The sequence below is a fragment of the Cardiobacterium valvarum genome (assembly GCF_900460955.1).
Lineage (GTDB): Bacteria > Pseudomonadota > Gammaproteobacteria > Cardiobacteriales > Cardiobacteriaceae > Cardiobacterium > Cardiobacterium valvarum.
On sequence record NZ_UFUW01000001.1, the window covers coordinates 876,278 to 890,612 of the forward strand.

25 protein-coding genes are annotated in these 14,335 nt (G+C 58.3%); 23 read left to right on the plus strand and 2 right to left on the minus strand.

Features of this window, described 5'->3' with window-relative positions:
* Positions 1 to 15: 15 nt before the first annotated feature.
* The 8 genes from DY250_RS04235 to DY250_RS13615 are packed head-to-tail and all read left to right on the plus strand — an operon-like array spanning position 16 to position 4,667.
* Positions 16 to 972, plus strand: a complete 957-nt coding sequence (locus DY250_RS04235) for a peptidase (RefSeq protein WP_115611088.1) — start codon at positions 16 to 18, stop codon at positions 970 to 972.
* Positions 973 to 975: 3 nt separating this feature from the next.
* Positions 976 to 1,293 (plus strand): capsid cement protein, encoded by a 318-nt coding sequence (locus DY250_RS04240; protein ID WP_115611090.1) that lies wholly within the window; start codon positions 976 to 978, stop codon positions 1,291 to 1,293.
* A gap of 9 nt (positions 1,294 to 1,302) precedes the next feature.
* Positions 1,303 to 2,250, plus strand: a complete 948-nt coding sequence (locus DY250_RS04245) for a major capsid protein (protein ID WP_115611092.1) — start codon at positions 1,303 to 1,305, stop codon at positions 2,248 to 2,250.
* Between the two features lie 9 nt (positions 2,251 to 2,259).
* On the plus strand, positions 2,260 to 2,769 hold the full coding sequence (locus DY250_RS04250; protein WP_115611093.1) for a DUF7210 family protein: 510 nt from the start codon (positions 2,260 to 2,262) through the stop codon (positions 2,767 to 2,769).
* On the plus strand, positions 2,766 to 3,239 hold the full coding sequence (locus DY250_RS04255) for a phage protein Gp36 family protein (protein ID WP_115611095.1): 474 nt from the start codon (positions 2,766 to 2,768) through the stop codon (positions 3,237 to 3,239). Before DY250_RS04250 ends, DY250_RS04255 begins: the two co-directional genes overlap by 4 nt.
* Before the next feature lies 1 nt (position 3,240).
* A complete protein-coding gene (locus tag DY250_RS04260; RefSeq protein WP_115611097.1) occupies positions 3,241 to 3,699 on the plus strand; it encodes a phage tail terminator protein in 459 nt (152 codons plus the stop codon).
* Positions 3,700 to 4,455 carry a phage tail tube protein gene (locus DY250_RS04265; RefSeq protein WP_115611098.1) on the plus strand — a complete coding sequence of 252 codons (756 nt, stop codon included), beginning with the start codon at positions 3,700 to 3,702 and terminating at the stop codon, positions 4,453 to 4,455.
* Between the two features lie 11 nt (positions 4,456 to 4,466).
* On the plus strand, positions 4,467 to 4,667 hold the full coding sequence (locus DY250_RS13615) for a DUF7210 family protein (RefSeq protein ID WP_147293446.1): 201 nt from the start codon (positions 4,467 to 4,469) through the stop codon (positions 4,665 to 4,667).
* A 342-nt stretch (positions 4,668 to 5,009) separates the two neighbouring features.
* Here the strand turns inward: DY250_RS13615 and DY250_RS04270 are convergent, their stop codons facing one another.
* Together DY250_RS04270 and DY250_RS04275 are read right to left on the minus strand one after the other, a co-directional pair.
* Positions 5,010 to 5,480: a thermonuclease family protein gene (locus DY250_RS04270; RefSeq protein ID WP_172542195.1), complete on the minus strand. Its 471-nt coding sequence runs from the start codon at positions 5,478 to 5,480 to the stop codon at positions 5,010 to 5,012.
* Positions 5,474 to 6,280: an XRE family transcriptional regulator gene (locus DY250_RS04275; RefSeq protein ID WP_115611102.1), complete on the minus strand. Its 807-nt coding sequence runs from the start codon at positions 6,278 to 6,280 to the stop codon at positions 5,474 to 5,476. Before DY250_RS04275 ends, DY250_RS04270 begins: the two co-directional genes overlap by 7 nt.
* A gap of 135 nt (positions 6,281 to 6,415) precedes the next feature.
* Between DY250_RS04275 and DY250_RS04280 the strand changes: the two genes are divergently transcribed.
* The 15 genes from DY250_RS04280 to DY250_RS13915 are packed head-to-tail and all read left to right on the plus strand — an operon-like array spanning position 6,416 to position 14,334.
* Complete coding sequence (locus tag DY250_RS04280; RefSeq protein ID WP_115611104.1) at positions 6,416 to 6,676, plus strand: hypothetical protein; 261 nt, start codon at positions 6,416 to 6,418, stop codon at positions 6,674 to 6,676.
* Positions 6,677 to 6,724: 48 nt separating this feature from the next.
* On the plus strand, positions 6,725 to 7,045 hold the full coding sequence (locus DY250_RS04285; protein WP_115611105.1) for an IclR family transcriptional regulator: 321 nt from the start codon (positions 6,725 to 6,727) through the stop codon (positions 7,043 to 7,045).
* 10 nt (positions 7,046 to 7,055) lie between these two features.
* Positions 7,056 to 7,430 (plus strand): hypothetical protein, encoded by a 375-nt coding sequence (locus DY250_RS04290; protein WP_115611107.1) that lies wholly within the window; start codon positions 7,056 to 7,058, stop codon positions 7,428 to 7,430.
* Positions 7,423 to 8,367, plus strand: coding sequence for a hypothetical protein (locus DY250_RS04295; protein ID WP_115611109.1), 945 nt, complete (start codon positions 7,423 to 7,425; stop codon positions 8,365 to 8,367). The genes DY250_RS04290 and DY250_RS04295 overlap by 8 nt, the downstream gene beginning before the upstream one ends.
* 22 nt (positions 8,368 to 8,389) lie before the next feature.
* A complete protein-coding gene (locus DY250_RS04300) occupies positions 8,390 to 10,150 on the plus strand; it encodes a DDE-type integrase/transposase/recombinase (RefSeq protein ID WP_172542197.1) in 1,761 nt (586 codons plus the stop codon).
* On the plus strand, positions 10,147 to 11,253 hold the full coding sequence (locus tag DY250_RS04305; protein ID WP_218565533.1) for an ExeA family protein: 1,107 nt from the start codon (positions 10,147 to 10,149) through the stop codon (positions 11,251 to 11,253). The genes DY250_RS04300 and DY250_RS04305 overlap by 4 nt, the downstream gene beginning before the upstream one ends.
* Before the next feature lie 9 nt (positions 11,254 to 11,262).
* A complete protein-coding gene (locus DY250_RS04310) occupies positions 11,263 to 11,487 on the plus strand; it encodes a molybdopterin biosynthesis protein MoeC (protein ID WP_115611112.1) in 225 nt (74 codons plus the stop codon).
* Entirely contained in the window at positions 11,484 to 12,011 is a 528-nt protein-coding gene (locus DY250_RS04315; protein ID WP_115611114.1) for a hypothetical protein, read from the plus strand. Before DY250_RS04310 ends, DY250_RS04315 begins: the two co-directional genes overlap by 4 nt.
* Positions 12,012 to 12,035: 24 nt before the next feature.
* A complete protein-coding gene (locus tag DY250_RS04320; protein ID WP_115611116.1) occupies positions 12,036 to 12,557 on the plus strand; it encodes a host-nuclease inhibitor Gam family protein in 522 nt (173 codons plus the stop codon).
* Positions 12,554 to 12,766 carry a hypothetical protein gene (locus tag DY250_RS04325; protein WP_115611118.1) on the plus strand — a complete coding sequence of 71 codons (213 nt, stop codon included), beginning with the start codon at positions 12,554 to 12,556 and terminating at the stop codon, positions 12,764 to 12,766. Before DY250_RS04320 ends, DY250_RS04325 begins: the two co-directional genes overlap by 4 nt.
* Complete coding sequence (locus tag DY250_RS04330; protein WP_115611120.1) at positions 12,766 to 12,951, plus strand: hypothetical protein; 186 nt, start codon at positions 12,766 to 12,768, stop codon at positions 12,949 to 12,951. Before DY250_RS04325 ends, DY250_RS04330 begins: the two co-directional genes overlap by 1 nt.
* Positions 12,948 to 13,223, plus strand: a complete 276-nt coding sequence (locus DY250_RS04335) for a hypothetical protein (protein ID WP_115611122.1) — start codon at positions 12,948 to 12,950, stop codon at positions 13,221 to 13,223. The genes DY250_RS04330 and DY250_RS04335 overlap by 4 nt, the downstream gene beginning before the upstream one ends.
* Complete coding sequence (locus DY250_RS04340; protein ID WP_115611123.1) at positions 13,220 to 13,693, plus strand: hypothetical protein; 474 nt, start codon at positions 13,220 to 13,222, stop codon at positions 13,691 to 13,693. Before DY250_RS04335 ends, DY250_RS04340 begins: the two co-directional genes overlap by 4 nt.
* A 7-nt stretch (positions 13,694 to 13,700) precedes the next feature.
* Complete coding sequence (locus DY250_RS04345; RefSeq protein ID WP_147293447.1) at positions 13,701 to 14,198, plus strand: hypothetical protein; 498 nt, start codon at positions 13,701 to 13,703, stop codon at positions 14,196 to 14,198.
* Complete coding sequence (locus DY250_RS13915; RefSeq protein WP_172542199.1) at positions 14,161 to 14,334, plus strand: hypothetical protein; 174 nt, start codon at positions 14,161 to 14,163, stop codon at positions 14,332 to 14,334. Before DY250_RS04345 ends, DY250_RS13915 begins: the two co-directional genes overlap by 38 nt.
* Position 14,335: the final 1 nt, after the last annotated feature.

A 14,335-nucleotide genomic window follows, 5' to 3' on the forward strand; every position in this document is an offset into this window, starting at 1 on the left:
CCGATAATCGGCGGCATGGACAGAATCGCAATTTTCAAAACCGGCCACCACGCCGCCACCTCCGGCGAGACGCTTGACGCCACAGCGGACTACGTCCGCGCCATCGCTGCCGCCTACGACCCTGCGCTGCACGAGGCGCCGGTCGTCATCGGCCATCCCAAGGACAACGCCCCGGCTTACGGCTGGGTGCGCGCTCTTACCTTCGACGAAGGCAGCGGCACGCTCTATGCCGACCTTGCACAAGTCGAGCCGCAATTTGCCGCGTTACTGGCGGCTGGGCGCTTCAAGAAACGCAGCGCCTCCATCTACGACCCAGGCCATCCCAACAACCCCACCCCCGGCAAGCCGTATCTGCGCCATGTCGGTTTCTTGGGCGCGCAGCCGCCGGCAGTCAAAGGCCTGGCCGATTTTGCCGCCGCCGCAGCGCCCGTGTACGAATTCGGCGACCCCGCCGCAACACCCCCACCCCCTACGGAGATGCCCATGAATGAAGACGAACTGAAGAAGAAAGAAGAGGAACTTGCCGCGCGCGAGAAAGAGCTCGCCGACCGCGAAGCTGCGGTGAAGCGGCGCGAAGAAGAACTTGCCGCCGAAGAAGCCGCGCGCGAGCAGGCTGAAGCCGATGACTATGCCGAAGGGCTGGTGAAGGCCGGCAAATTGCTGCCGGGTGAAAAAGCCGCCGTGGTCTCGGTGTTACTCACCGGCAAAGACGCCACCTTCGACTTTGCCGAGGGCGGCAAGACGGTGCAGAAACGCACCAGCGACGGCATCAAGGCCGTACTTGACCGCCTGCCGGCCACGGTGGACTTTGCCGAACGCACCCCGGAAGACCCGAACAAGCGCACCCTGCCACAAGCGGGCGACGGCAACGACGAAGACAAAGCCGCCGCTGCGCTGGAGAAAAAAATCCAGGACTTCGCCGATAAAAAAGGCCTGACCTTTGCCCAGGCTGCCGCCCAATTCCAGGAGTAACCCATGCCACAAGCCAACATCCTCTCCCTCGGCATCAACCTCAAAGAAGCCGTCAAGCGCGGCCAGCTCGTCAGCATGACCGGCGAACTCGCCACCACTGGTAGCAAAGAACCCATCGGCGTCGCGCAGTACGACGGCAAGGCGGGGGAGCGTATCCCGGCAATCGCCCTCGGCCTTGCCGACATCACCGCCAGCGGCCTTGCTGTCGGCGACGGAGTCAAGGCCAACGCCGGCAATGCGGAAAAGGCAACCAGCACCGCTGAAGCCTTTGCCTTCGTCCACAGCGTCGAGGGCAGCCGCGTCGAAATCTTCATCAAGTAAGGAGCATCCATGTCACAAAGTGAATTCAAGCGCCTGCGCGTCGTTGACACCATCCTCACCAAAGTCGTCCTCGGCTACAACCTCGACCAGGAATTTTCCGGTCACCATCTTTTCCCGGATGTCAGCGTCAGCGCGATGGGCGGCAAAATCATCAAATTCGGCAAAGAATCCTACATCGTCACCGATACCACCCGCGCCCCCGGCGAAACCGTGCGTAGTATCGGCATCATCTATAGCAGCGACGATTACGCCCTCGTCAACCGCCTCCTCGAAGGAACGGTGCCGGAAGAGTTTGCCACCGAGATGAACAAGGTGCCGGGCATCAACGCGCAAACCCTGGCCGTCAATCAGGTCATGCAAAAAATGCGTCTCGAAGGCGAGGTAAAAAAAGCCAAGCTGGCTACTACCGCCAGCCTCTATGCCACCGGTCACACCGAAGCGCTCACCGGCAACGATATGTGGGATAACGCCGCATCCAAGCCGCTTGACGCCATCCGGGACGCCAAGGCAAAAATCCGCAAGGCAACCGGGCGCTATCCGAACGTGCTGCACCTCGACCTCTACGCTTACGAGGCGCTGAAAACCCATCCGAAAATCCTGGAACAATTCAAATACACCGGCAAGACCAGTATTACCAGCGACATGCTTGCGTCCTACTTCGACATTGACACTGTCGTTGTCGCCAAGGCTGTTTCTGTCGCCGACAAGGACGCGCCCTTTGCCGAAGTGTGGGGCAACAACACCATCCTTGCCTACGTCCCCCCGGCTGCCATGCGCGCGCAGGCCGTGCCGTCCTTTGGCTACAACTACGTCCTCACCGGTACGCCCAAAGTGGAAAAGGGCTACTTCGAGAACAGCGACCGCTCGTGGCACTATCCGGTGGCAATGGCCGATCAGGCGGTGCTGACCGACAACAGCGCCGGTTTCCTCTTCACCAACACCGCCACCATCAAATAAGGAGGCCATATGCGCTACACCGTATTGCAACCCCTGCGCCATAACGGCAAACGCTATGAGGCCGGAGACGTGATAGACGACATTGACGAGGCCGTTGCCGCCGGACTTATCGAACGCGGCCTTATCCTGCTCGCGGATATCGGCGCGGCCCTGCAACAGGACAGCGCCCCGGCGCCGGCTAATGAACCGATACCGATCAATGAATCAGAACCTGCCAATGAGCCGGAACCGGATAATGCCCCCCCGGCAGAAACCCATGAACCGGCGGAAGCGGCCAACGACCCCGTAGCGGTAGAGGGCGAACTGGAACTGACGCCGGAAGTCGTCGTCGGCATCCTCTACGAGGAAAAACCGGACCGCAAGCCGACGCTGAAAAAGGCTATTGAAATGCTGGACCGGCACCGCGACGCCGGCGCAACCGAAGACGGCATCCGCCTTACCATCGACCCACAGACGCTCACGCAAGAAATGCTGGATACCGCCTGGATTCTCTACCTCGATCCCGGTGACGCGGCATGACCTACTGCACACCGCAGGAACTCATCGCCCACGCCAACCGAGCCCGCCTCATCGGGCAGTTGGCGGGCAGCGACTATGCACCGCTGCCTGCCGCCGATGATGTGCAGCAATACTTCACGCAGGGCATCGTTGCGCCGGGCTACGAACAGGCGCTCTCCGACCTGAAAGCGCGCGTCGAGCAGGCCATCAGTCTTGCCGCTGGCGACATCGACGGCTACCTGACGCTATTGCCGGATATGCGCTTCCCGGTGGAAACACTGAAAACGGCGTGCATGGACATGGCGCTGTACCGCCTCTTTGACGTACTTGACGACAAATCCGTGGTCAAGCAGCTCAACGATGCGCGCCACGCCTTCTTCAACCGCCTCATCACCGGCGCCGCCGCGAAAAGACAGGAGGCTGCCTACGGTAGCGCGCAAACCGACGGCCCCGCCGCCTACTGGACCGATGACCGCCTGCAGGGATATTGACATGGCCAACCTCTTCGCTCCGCGCGACACCCTCATCCGCCACCTGCGCCTGCTGATTGACAGCAACACTCTGCGCAGCGTCGAAAGCGCCAACGAATTTGCGGACTTGCTCGACGGCAAACAGCCCTTTGTCCACCGTGCCGCCTATGTGGTCTATGACAAATACAGCAACGTTTCGGTGCAGGGCCGCACGCAGAAGATGACGCAGCATTACACCGTCTATCTCACCATGCGCCATGCCCGCCGCGCCGAACCCGATATGGAGGCAGGCACCGTCCTGGCCGCGCTGATGGCGCATGTCGAAGGCCTTGCCGTCAGCGACGGCGACACCCACACCAATCCCGGATACGGCAAGCGCTTCACCCTCGGCGTTGCCGACGATGCCTTCTATCGCCCCGATGGCTGGGGCATCTATCCGGTCTCTTTCACCATTGACATCATCAACCTACGGAGCAGTTAAATGCCAACCCTCAACAGCATCCTTAACGACCACGGCTTTATCGGCACTGGTGTGCCGTATTTCATCCCGGACGACCCCAATACCCCGGCGTTTTACCTCGGTAATCCCGTCTCGGCCAAGATCGCGCAATCCTCCGACGTCAAAACCCGCAAATCGCGGCGTAAACACGATGCCGGAGCCATTCTTGACAGTATCACCACCCCGAAAGCACCGGACGTCACCATTCAAACCGACACCTTCCAGCCGCTCACCTGGGCGATGGCGATGATGGGCAAGGCTGTGGATGTGACCACCACCGTGCAAACCGTCGCAGACGAACCCGCCAAAGCCCGCCTCAGCGGTTACCACAAACTGGCGCATGGCGACATTGACCCTGCTACCGTCGAAGTCAAAAAAGGCGGCTCAACCATGGCGGCGGCCAAGTACACCCTCAATACCGAGGTGGGATTACTGCAAATCACTGATGGCACGGCAGCCGCCGAAGGCGACGACATCACCGTTAGCTACAAGACCCTAGCCTTGAGTAAAGTCACGGTGGACGGTGCCCGTGTCAGCAGCTTCAAGGGAGCGCTCATCATTGACGGGCAAAACGAGGTCACCAAGAAACGCGCCAAACTCACCCTGCCGAACGTCTCGCTGGCCGTTGATGGCGAACTGGACTGGTTCAGTGACGACTTCAACAGCGTCACCATGAAAGGCACGGCGGCTGTCGGCAAAAACGGTGAAGCCCCATTTACCATTGAACTGTATGAATAAGAGGCACCCCCATGACTGGATTACCCACTACCACGCCAGCGGAGAACAGTGTGCCGGTGCGTCTCACCGCCGACACCACTATCGGCAATGTACCGATGAAAGCAGGCGCCACCGTCGCCGTCGCTCCCGACACCGCTGACTGGCTGGTGCAACACGGCGCGGCGGCCATCATCCGTGAAGAGCGGAAGGAGGACGGCTATCGCAAGAAGTGAATAACACGCAATCCTTGTCTGTTTTTACGTTAGGCGGTCGCAGCAATGTGACCGTCTTTTTTCGGCGGCAGGGCGGAGTAAAAACCGCCAGCTGCTGGCGGTTTTTTTCCTACTGTTTTTTGCAACCCATTGTTTTTTACAGGTTCACTGTTTTGACAAACCGCCAGCGCTGGCGGTTTTTACTTCTTGCGCGAGAGACACCTTTCCGCAAAAGCGGCGACACGTCGCCGTTTTTAATTCGGCTCTCTTGGACATCCTATTGTTTTTATTAGCCGTTAAAAATCAAAAGCGGCGACAGTCGCCGCTTTTGAGCGTTTGTGTAACCGTGAGACAATGTGCCTACTACCTATTCCAAGGCTCTTCGTCTTTGTATTCGGTTATGCCCCACAGCCCCACTTTTTCTCGCTGGGCTTGTTCTTGTACTGGTACCAGCTTGGCGGGGTCTTTGGCTGCATCGTAGTATTTGGGATGCAGCCATGCGCTGCCACGCGCAATCATCGTGCGGTTGATGCTTTCCTCACCGAGGAACACTACGCAGAGGTGGCGGTTGAAGCTGTCTAGCCATGTGCAGTCCGCTTTGACCGTTTTCTTTTCGATTATCCCTGCCAGCATTTGCTTGGCGCGCTTATAGAACGGTCTGCCCCGCTCAGGGCTGTCAATGTAGAGCATCCGCACTTTATGCGGCACACCTTCGGCAGTAATCAGTAAAAACGTGTCACCATCGCTGACTCTGTCCACCTTGCCGTTTAACACATAGGCCTGCGCGGTGCAGCCTAGCAGCAGCAACAAGGCCGCTACCCATTTCATTACCATTGTTCGCTCCATACTTTTTTGCCGATGATTTGGCAGTTTTCGGGGTCACTAATAACCCAAGCCGGATAGGCTTTATTGTCACTAATAACACGGATGCTGCTGCCCTCTCGCGAGAGTCGTTTGATATAGAACTCGTCATGGTAACGGAAGAAGAACACGTCTCCATCCACGCGCCTCTTACTCTCATCAAAAACGAAGCGGCCTCTTGGGGGAAGTGTCGGCACCATGCTGTCGCCCTTGTTGCGAGCCGCGCCGAGGTCTTTGGGGTTGAGGTAGTTGGCATGGAGGTCAGAAAGGGCAAAAGGGATGTACTCCACTATGTATTCATTCGCCAACAGCGATCCATCACCGCTGCTTGCTTCTATGTCATATAGGGGGACAAATACATAGCCATCCATTTTTGGCGCGGCTTTACCACGCGGGGCTGCAACGAGATCGTCTGGTACGGCGTAAATTGCAACATCCTCAGCAAGTGGCAGGTGTTTGTCACGACTACTAGTAAGTGCAAACATCGGCGACATCGCAACTTCGTGTTCTTGAACTTCATTTGCCTCTTTGTCTTCTAACAGCTCTGTATTTTCAAAAGCGGCGACCGTCGCTGTTTTTTTACCAGTAAGTATGTAAGTCACATCCAAACCAACCTCCCCCATCATGACGAGTTTGTCGGATGGTATGGGGTTTTGGTCTTGCTCCCAGCGGGAGATGGTCGTGAAGCTAACGCCTAGCTTGTCACCAAGCATTTCTTGCTTGCTGTATCCAGCGGCACGGCGTTGTTCTGAGAGTCGTTTTCCAATGCTCATTATTCAGATATGTCAAACGTAGAGGTGGTGCGGGGAATGTTACAACAAATTAAGCAAATATAGAAATATCCTATTTGACTTCAACAAATGTAGTAAATATACTTTGCGCAAATTCACCAAATACAGGAATGCAAGATGAATGGGAGAGAAATCCTGCAGGCACTTAAGCAAAAACAGTTGAATTTTGCACTTTTGGCTAATGCCTGTAACACCAGTATTAGTCACATTTCTAACGTGGCAAACCGTACTACAGTCAGTAAACCTATCGCTACAAAGATTGCGCGCGCTGTTGGTAAACCATTTTCAGAAGTCTTCCCCGAATACGTCGAGCGTGAAATAGCTAAAAGACGGCGTGCAGACAAAGTCAAAGAGCTTGCAAAAATAGTAAATGCTTAAGCAATTATCGCTATTTGAAACAAAGTTGTAAATAACAAGGCAAGCAAGATGAACGACACAAAACCCGCGAGCGTAAATGAAGGCTTTTCCAGCACGCAGATGCGCGGCTACGCCGTCTTCAAGGCGCTGTTCGGCCACGAGCAGAACGGCATCAGTTGCCAGCAGCTGGCCGAGCGTTTCGACACAGGGCGGGCGGTAATGCTGCGCGATTTGCAAACCCTCGCCGCAGCCGGCCTCGCCGAGCAACTGCCGAACAAGAACTGGCGCATCGCCCCGGAATACGGGCGCGAAGCCGTCAAGATATTTCACGCCGTGCAGGCTGCGCAGGACCGCATCGCAGAAACCATGCGTCGCTATGGCATGAACTAAGGAGGCTGTCATGACCTATCCCACCATCAGACTTTGCCAGTACCGCCCGGCAGAGCCCTCCTTTGGCGCGAACAAGGCCTACTGGCTGGCGACCGTCGGCGGTAAAAGGTTTGATGCCCTGCTGACCAAGCCGCTGACCCTGCGCTTTTCCCTGCGCTCGCCACGAACAGGGGATGACCCCGACGCCGTGCCCGGCACCGGCGATATCGTCTTCCTGACGGAAAGTTATGCCGGCATGCGGGAAGAACGGATGCACCGCGAAATGGTCGCCGTTTGCGCCGCTGCTTCACACCGCCTCGTCACCCTCAGTCCCGCGTACCGCATCAATGTAGGCAACTGGGCCGACGGCATCTACACCCCTTTGCATGGAGAACATCATGGCTAAAAAAGTCCCCTCACAACCCGCCGACCTGCCCACCACCGCAGAGCAGGCCTTTGCCCAGGACAAGGCGAATGCCGCCGTGGTCGCCGCTGCCGAACATATGGCGCAGGACAAGCTGGAGATGAACCGCCTGCTCGGGCGGATAGAGGCAACACAGGCCATATCCTCTTTTATCGAGACTGTCAGCCTGGCACAGATTGCCAAGATCAAGGAGGAAAAGGGCTATCGCGCCCTGAAGGATCAGGTGATGCTGATCGACGGGGTGGAAGTCCGTCTGGATACTTGGGAAGGCTTTTGCAAAGCACTGGGTTCAAGTCGTCAGAACGTAGAAGACCGTCTGGAAAACCTGAAACTGCTTGGCGAAGCGGCATTGGCACGCACGCAGGAGCTGGGCATGACCACGCGCGAGTTGCAAAAGCTGCGCAAGCTGGATGCCGCTGACCAAAAGGTCGTGATTGGTGAACTGGAAGCCGCCGTCGGCGACAAGGACGCCATCATCGATCTTATTACCGACATGAGCGCCCGTCACGTCAAGGAAAAAGAGGCGATGCAAAAGGAACTGGACGAGCAGCGCGCCGAGGCAAAGGCTACCGCCCGCATCCTCGCTGACAAGGACGAGCGCATCAAGACGCTGCAAAAGCAAATTGTCCGGCAGGAGAACCGCACGATGGACGAGAAACAGGAGGATGACCTGCATGCCCTCGACCTCGCCGTGGTGGAGTTTCTGAAACCCCGCGCCGCACTGGAGGATGCCATCACCGCCTGCCTCGCGTACGAAGACAACGCTATGCACCTGCACGCCGCCAATGCCCTGCATGAGCTGAAGGAAGCCATCGTGCAGATTCAAATCCGCTTTGCACTGGGTGATGTCACCAATCCGGATGACAGCTGGATGAATGTGACGGAAGAAGACATCCAGGCGGCCAATGAATTGAAGTGATGCCATGAGCGCGGAGTACCTGATGGAACTGATCGCAAAACTCGACGCCGCACCGCACGGCGAGCGTGACGGCCTGGTCTGTGCCGCTGCCGCTGCACTCGGCAAATCCAAAATGACGGTGTACCGCATGTTGAAGAAACTGGGCTGGACGTCGGGGCGCAAAACCCGCACCGACCATGGCAAGAGCAGCATCAGTGATGACGCCATCAAGCAGGTGGCGGCGCTGAAGCGCGCCGCCGACCGCAAGAACGGCAAGGCAATGATGAGCACCAATCTCGCTGTGGAGATTGCCGCCGAAAACGGCATTCTCGATAAAAACTACCACCCCGCCACCGTCAACCGCGTCCTGCGCGAAAAGGGCATGACGCAGGCACAGATGCGCCGCGCCACGCCGCATGTGACCCTGGCCACCGCCCACCCCAATCATATGTGGCAGGTGGACCCGTCTTTCTGCGTGCTCTATTACCTGCGCGACGGCGGCGGCATGGCGGTGATGGACGAGGCTCAATTCTACAAGAACAAGCCGGACAACTTCGCGAAGATAGCCAGCAAACGCGTGCTGCGCTATGTCGCGGTGGACCATTGCAGCGGTGCTTTCTACTGCCGTTATTACAACGTCCCCGGCGAGAACGCCGAGACGATGTTTGATTTCCTGATGCACGCGATGGGGCCGAAAGACAAGCAGCACAACCCCTTCGAGGGTGTGCCGCGTCTCCTGTACTGGGACAAGGGCAGCGCCAACGGCTCGTCGCTGATTATCAACCTGCTGCGCGGCCTCGGCATTGAGTGGCACGCCCACATCAAGGGCAACAGCCGCGCCAAGGGTAGCGTTGAGAAGCACAACGACATCATTGAGCGCGCCTTTGAATCGCGTCTGGCCTTCACCCACATCCAGTCCATTGAGCAGCTGAATGCCTGCTGCGAGCAATGGCAACGCCGTTTTCAGGCCGAGCAGCGACACAGCCGCCACGGCATGACCCGCTTTGCCGCTTGGCGCAGAATTACGCCGGAGCAGCTTGTGGCCCGCCCGCCTTTGGAAATCTGCCGCATCCTCCTCACCAGTGAACCGCAGGAACGCATGGTCGGCGGGAATTACCACATCAGCTTCGCCATTGACGGCTACGGCAGCCAGCAATACCGCGTCGCCGACGTGGATAACGTCCGCATCGGCGAGAAGGTGCTGGTGCAGGTCAACCCTTACGCCGCACCGAGCATTTGGGTATCGCATCCCGACCGCTTTGGCACGATGCAGCGCTATGAAATCGCGCCGCTGGCCAAAGACGCATGGGGCTTCACCGCCGACGCCGTGCCGGTGGACGGACACTTTCAGCAGGCGCCGCTCACCACGACCGACCGCATCCGTCAGGATCTGGACGAACTGGCATGGGGGACGCGCGACCAGCAGGCCATCGACAAGCTGCGCAACACGAAAAGCGCCCCGGCATTTGGCGGGCGTGTCGACACGATGGACTACCTCGGCAAGCCCGCCGCGACACCATCCAAAATCCTGCACATGCCGCGCCACGGCAGGCCGCGTCAGGTTGAGCAGACCGCGCCGCAGGTGCTGGATGTCAATCCCGCCTTTGTCCCCGCAGAGGTCAAGCGCGAGGAGCGGGTGCTGCCCATCATCGAATTCATCCGCTATTGCGCGCGCGAGATGACCATTACCCCGGAACTCAGCGAGGAAATTCGCGCTGCTTACCCGGACGGCCTGCCGGAAAGCGCCTATGAAGACGCGCTCAAGTGCTTGTTGCAACCGAGCCTGCTGGAGGTGATCGCATGAACCTCGCCGCCATCCTCACCGCCTACGGCATCAGCCAGCCGCAACTGGCTGCCGGGGTCATGAAATCCGACGGCAAGCCGTACAGCACTGCCGCCATCAACCGCATTGTCCGCCACGGCGAATACCCGAAATCCGCTGACCGCGACGCCATCCGCGCACAGATACAAGACCGCCTTGCCGCCCTCGGTGTGACCGAGACCGTGGCATGGCCAACTGAAAAAACCAACACATGGGAGTACCCGGAAATGCAAGCCTTAACCCAACAAGCGCGGCAGGCCTTCGGCCTTTTTCGCAGCCCGTTTGTGGATGATGTCCAGACCCGCGAGGACGTCTATTTGAGCGACGAACAGCGCTACATACGCCAAAACATGCTTTTTGCCGCCAAGCAGTCGGGATTCATCGCCATCATTGGCGAATCCGGCGCCGGCAAGACCACGCTCAAGCGCGACCTGATCGAGGGCATCAAGCAGGAGAACGAGTCAGTCATCATTATCCAGCCGCAAAGCATTGATAAAACCCGCCTCACCGTCGCCCACCTGTGCGACGCCATCATTGAGGACGTCTCACAGGGAACGGCCACACCGCGCCGCACGATGGAAGCCAAGGCGCGGCAAATCCAGCGCCTGCTCACCGACAGCAGCCGTGCCGGCAATAAACACTGTCTCATCATCGACGAGGCGCACGACCTCACCATCGCCATGCTGAAGTACCTCAAACGCTTTTGGGAGCTGGAAGACGGGATGCGCCGCCTGCTCGGCATCGTCCTCATCGGCCAGCCGGAACTCAAACTGAAGTTGTCCGAACGCAACGCCGACCTGCGCGAAGTGGTGCGCCGCTGCGAGCAGATTGAGCTGCAGCCGCTCAACGCCTACGTCGAAGACTACCTCAAGCACAAATTCAAACGCGCCGGCAAAGACTACGGCGAAATCTTCGCCGCTGACGCGGCAAGCGGCCTGACCCAGCGCCTGACGCGGCAGAACGGCAAGCAAACCGTCTCCATGCTCTATCCGCTGGTAGTCAACAACACCGTAATTTGCGCCCTCAACGAAGCGGCCAAACTCGGCTACCGCCAAGTCACCGCCGATATTTTCAACGCCATTTGAGGAGGCCATATGAATCAAAAAGACCTGGAAACCGTGCTGCAAGCATGGATAAACGCCTCGCTGGAACTGGCCGCAGTGATGGAGGCGCAAGGCATGACACGCATTGCCCCCGTCCTGCAACTCGCCAGCGGCAAAGACGGCGAGCTCTCGCTGCGCATCGTTACCCCCGAAGAGGAGGATGAAGACTGGGAAATGGATGACTTTTGGGAAGACGACGAGGAGGGCGACGCATGAACCGAGCAGACGCCGAGAAGCAACTGTGGGCTGACTACAACGAAGCCATTGACGAACGTTTTTGCTTTGAATTGAAGGCGCGACATCCGGAACTGCAAGACCTTGCCGAAAAACTCAACGCCTTCCTCCTCAGTGTAGATAAACGCGAGGGGCGGCTCATGATGACCGCCTTGCAACTGGCGCAAACCATTAACGCAGAGTCGGCGGAACCTAACGTGGTTGAGGTGCGTAATGAAATATGGCCGACCGGCGCGGTGATCCTTGAGCTGTCATACGTTGATCACGGTAGGGCCATCATGAATATCGGCGCGTACAGCATCCACAGCGCTAGCTATTACCGCGACACCCTCATCAGCGAAAAACGCAATCGCTACACCCCCGACACCCTTGCCGCCTGCGATTACAGCATTACCACCCTAGCGCTACGACACCTCGCCTGGTTACGCAGTGAGAACCATCACTTGCAAAAATTTCTGGACGAGCGTCGCGCAGCGAAAGCCGATTTGCCCTTAATCAACCCTTAAAACCCGCCTAACAGGAGACTAAACATGGCCAAAACCAGCAACAAACGCATCAAGGCGGCAACCCTTGAAACCCCGCAAACCCTTGAGCAAACCCAGTCATGGATTAAAGAACTCGGCGACACCCAGCGCGAACACGCGCGCGTTTCCGCCGCCCTCAATGACCAAATCGCCGCGCTCACTGAAGAGCACAAGCCCGCGCTGAACGCACTCGCCGACCGTATCAAAGAACTGCAACAGGGCGTGCAAACGTGGTGCGAAGCGCACCGCGCCGAACTCACCGCCAGCGGCGGCAAGACCGTCAACCTGATTACGGGCGAAGTGAGCTGGCGGCAACGCCCGCCATCCATCGCGGTGCGCGGCGCCGAGGCGGTATTGGAAAGTCTGCGCACCCTCGGCCTGCACCGCTTCATCAGGACGAAAGACGAGGTGAACAAAGAGGCAATGCTCAACGAACCCGAACTGGCGGTGACTGTCGCCGGTGTCAGCGTCATCAAGGGGAAGGAGGACTTTGCCATTACCCCGTTTGAGGTGGAGACGCAGCAATGACCGCCGAAGATCAGCTGGGGCTAGCCGAAGCCCAACTGCTCGGATACGGTCATCATCGTGCAGGATATGGCCTGACGGAGCTGGTTGACGCGATGGGCTTGTCCCTTGCCGAATGGGAACAGCTACAAAGCGACTATGTAATGCCCTATTTAGACGACGATGATCGCGCCACCATCACGCGTCATCTACGAAGCGAGGCAGTAGTCTGATGGGAATCAATCGCGAACACCCGGATTTTAACAGTGCCCTAAACGCTGCCATTGATGCCGTACAGAAACAAGGTGTGGAAATTAGCGATGTTGAAGCCTTCAAGCGCAATGTCGAGGCAATAGAAATCGTAGATACCCAACTACGTTTCAAAATAAAAGACCATGCAGAGGTGCAACAACCATGATTACCCACATCCATTGCAGCATCACCGAGCAACCGGAGCTTTTCCACCCGATGCTGGGCTTCATGGAAAAAGCGCTGGTCGGTTTCGGGCTGACCTATGACCAGGCCAAAGACTTTTGCGGCAGCGTCATCGCCATCGATCTCAAAAGAGACGCGCAGCACAACGGCGAGCTGGTTTTTACCCGCAACGATGCAGACGGCACCTTCGCCCATACCTTCCTCACGTCGCCGGAAGGGCGGGTGATGGACGTGCGCAAAGAGAGGCTGCCGTGAGAGTGCGTTGTCCTTGTTGCGGCGCCACCAACAGCCTGGATGCGCTCATCGCCCACGACGATGCCCGCACCGTGCTGATGTTGCTGATCAAACTTGGCGGCGAGTTGCCTGCCCTGACCATGCGCTATCTCGGTCTGTTTCGTCCAGCGCAAACGGAGCTGTCCTTTGCCCGCGTGGCCAAACTGCTCAATGACCTGCTGCCGGATATGCAGGCGCAGCGCATTGAGCGTGACGGGCGCGTTTATGACGCCCCGCCTGACGCGTGGGCATGGGCCATGCGGCAAACACTGGCCGCGCGCGAGGCCGGGCGCCTCAACACCCCGCTCAAAAACCACGGCTATTTGTATGAGGTGCTGACCGGCTACCGCTCCGCCGATGGGGGCGTGTCGCCGGTCATGACGGCGACCCCCAACCCGGCGACCCCGCTGACCGGTATTGCCGCCCTCGAAGCCATGAAACGCAGGGGATGATGATGTGGTGCAAGAACTGCCCTGCGAGGTCCACAACGCCATCCTCTATGGCCTGCAAAAGCTGGCGGTGCTGCGCCTCGCCTTTGCGCCCAATGAACGGCAACTGCCGGACACGGCAATGGTTTGGCTGGAAATGGCGGCGCGCAAAGGTGGCTGGATACCGGACGACGCGGTACGGGTGGAGCACGCCTTTGTCCGTCTTGCTATCGAGCTGGACAAATGGCCAACGCCGCACCAGTTTTTTGCCTACCTGCCGCCGCGTCCGGTATTGCCGCCACCCGATAATCCCCGCACTGCCGCCGATTACGCCGACGCTGCGCGCTTTTGGGGCGAAATCGCGCAACAACTGGACTGCCCTCCATCCAAACGCCCCCCACAAATCATCCGCAATGTGGCCGTGCGCGACTTCACTCAAGCCGGCGGCGTGACGCACACCATTCTGCAAGACTGGCAACAAGGAGACGAACATGACGAAGAAAAAAGCCGCAGACGTCAAAGCCGCTAAAACTCTCGGTGTACTGGTGGCAGAACTGATGGATGCCGCCCTGACCCTGGGGCGCGATGACCGCAGCAAGGCACTGGTTAAGCTGCGCAACATCACTGCCGCGCTGCAAGAAGTATGCAAAGACCTGGAGGATTAAC

What these genes read in the sequence shown, in the direction of transcription:
- DY250_RS04235 (WP_115611088.1), top strand. Translation starts at nt 16, where the DNA reads ATGGACAGAATCGCAATTTTCAAAACCGGCCACCACGCCGCCACCTCC.
- DY250_RS04240 (WP_115611090.1), top strand. Translation starts at nt 976, where the DNA reads ATGCCACAAGCCAACATCCTCTCCCTCGGCATCAACCTCAAAGAAGCC.
- DY250_RS04245 (WP_115611092.1), top strand. Translation starts at nt 1,303, where the DNA reads ATGTCACAAAGTGAATTCAAGCGCCTGCGCGTCGTTGACACCATCCTC.
- DY250_RS04250 (WP_115611093.1), top strand. Translation starts at nt 2,260, where the DNA reads ATGCGCTACACCGTATTGCAACCCCTGCGCCATAACGGCAAACGCTAT.
- DY250_RS04255 (WP_115611095.1), top strand. Translation starts at nt 2,766, where the DNA reads ATGACCTACTGCACACCGCAGGAACTCATCGCCCACGCCAACCGAGCC.
- DY250_RS04260 (WP_115611097.1), top strand. Translation starts at nt 3,241, where the DNA reads ATGGCCAACCTCTTCGCTCCGCGCGACACCCTCATCCGCCACCTGCGC.
- DY250_RS04265 (WP_115611098.1), top strand. Translation starts at nt 3,700, where the DNA reads ATGCCAACCCTCAACAGCATCCTTAACGACCACGGCTTTATCGGCACT.
- DY250_RS13615 (WP_147293446.1), top strand. Translation starts at nt 4,467, where the DNA reads ATGACTGGATTACCCACTACCACGCCAGCGGAGAACAGTGTGCCGGTG.
- DY250_RS04270 (WP_172542195.1), bottom strand. Translation starts at nt 5,480, where the DNA reads ATGGTAATGAAATGGGTAGCGGCCTTGTTGCTGCTGCTAGGCTGCACC.
- DY250_RS04275 (WP_115611102.1), bottom strand. Translation starts at nt 6,280, where the DNA reads ATGAGCATTGGAAAACGACTCTCAGAACAACGCCGTGCCGCTGGATAC.
- DY250_RS04280 (WP_115611104.1), top strand. Translation starts at nt 6,416, where the DNA reads ATGAATGGGAGAGAAATCCTGCAGGCACTTAAGCAAAAACAGTTGAAT.
- DY250_RS04285 (WP_115611105.1), top strand. Translation starts at nt 6,725, where the DNA reads ATGAACGACACAAAACCCGCGAGCGTAAATGAAGGCTTTTCCAGCACG.
- DY250_RS04290 (WP_115611107.1), top strand. Translation starts at nt 7,056, where the DNA reads ATGACCTATCCCACCATCAGACTTTGCCAGTACCGCCCGGCAGAGCCC.
- DY250_RS04295 (WP_115611109.1), top strand. Translation starts at nt 7,423, where the DNA reads ATGGCTAAAAAAGTCCCCTCACAACCCGCCGACCTGCCCACCACCGCA.
- DY250_RS04300 (WP_172542197.1), top strand. Translation starts at nt 8,390, where the DNA reads ATGGAACTGATCGCAAAACTCGACGCCGCACCGCACGGCGAGCGTGAC.
- DY250_RS04305 (WP_218565533.1), top strand. Translation starts at nt 10,147, where the DNA reads ATGAACCTCGCCGCCATCCTCACCGCCTACGGCATCAGCCAGCCGCAA.
- DY250_RS04310 (WP_115611112.1), top strand. Translation starts at nt 11,263, where the DNA reads ATGAATCAAAAAGACCTGGAAACCGTGCTGCAAGCATGGATAAACGCC.
- DY250_RS04315 (WP_115611114.1), top strand. Translation starts at nt 11,484, where the DNA reads ATGAACCGAGCAGACGCCGAGAAGCAACTGTGGGCTGACTACAACGAA.
- DY250_RS04320 (WP_115611116.1), top strand. Translation starts at nt 12,036, where the DNA reads ATGGCCAAAACCAGCAACAAACGCATCAAGGCGGCAACCCTTGAAACC.
- DY250_RS04325 (WP_115611118.1), top strand. Translation starts at nt 12,554, where the DNA reads ATGACCGCCGAAGATCAGCTGGGGCTAGCCGAAGCCCAACTGCTCGGA.
- DY250_RS04330 (WP_115611120.1), top strand. Translation starts at nt 12,766, where the DNA reads ATGGGAATCAATCGCGAACACCCGGATTTTAACAGTGCCCTAAACGCT.
- DY250_RS04335 (WP_115611122.1), top strand. Translation starts at nt 12,948, where the DNA reads ATGATTACCCACATCCATTGCAGCATCACCGAGCAACCGGAGCTTTTC.
- DY250_RS13915 (WP_172542199.1), top strand. Translation starts at nt 14,161, where the DNA reads ATGACGAAGAAAAAAGCCGCAGACGTCAAAGCCGCTAAAACTCTCGGT.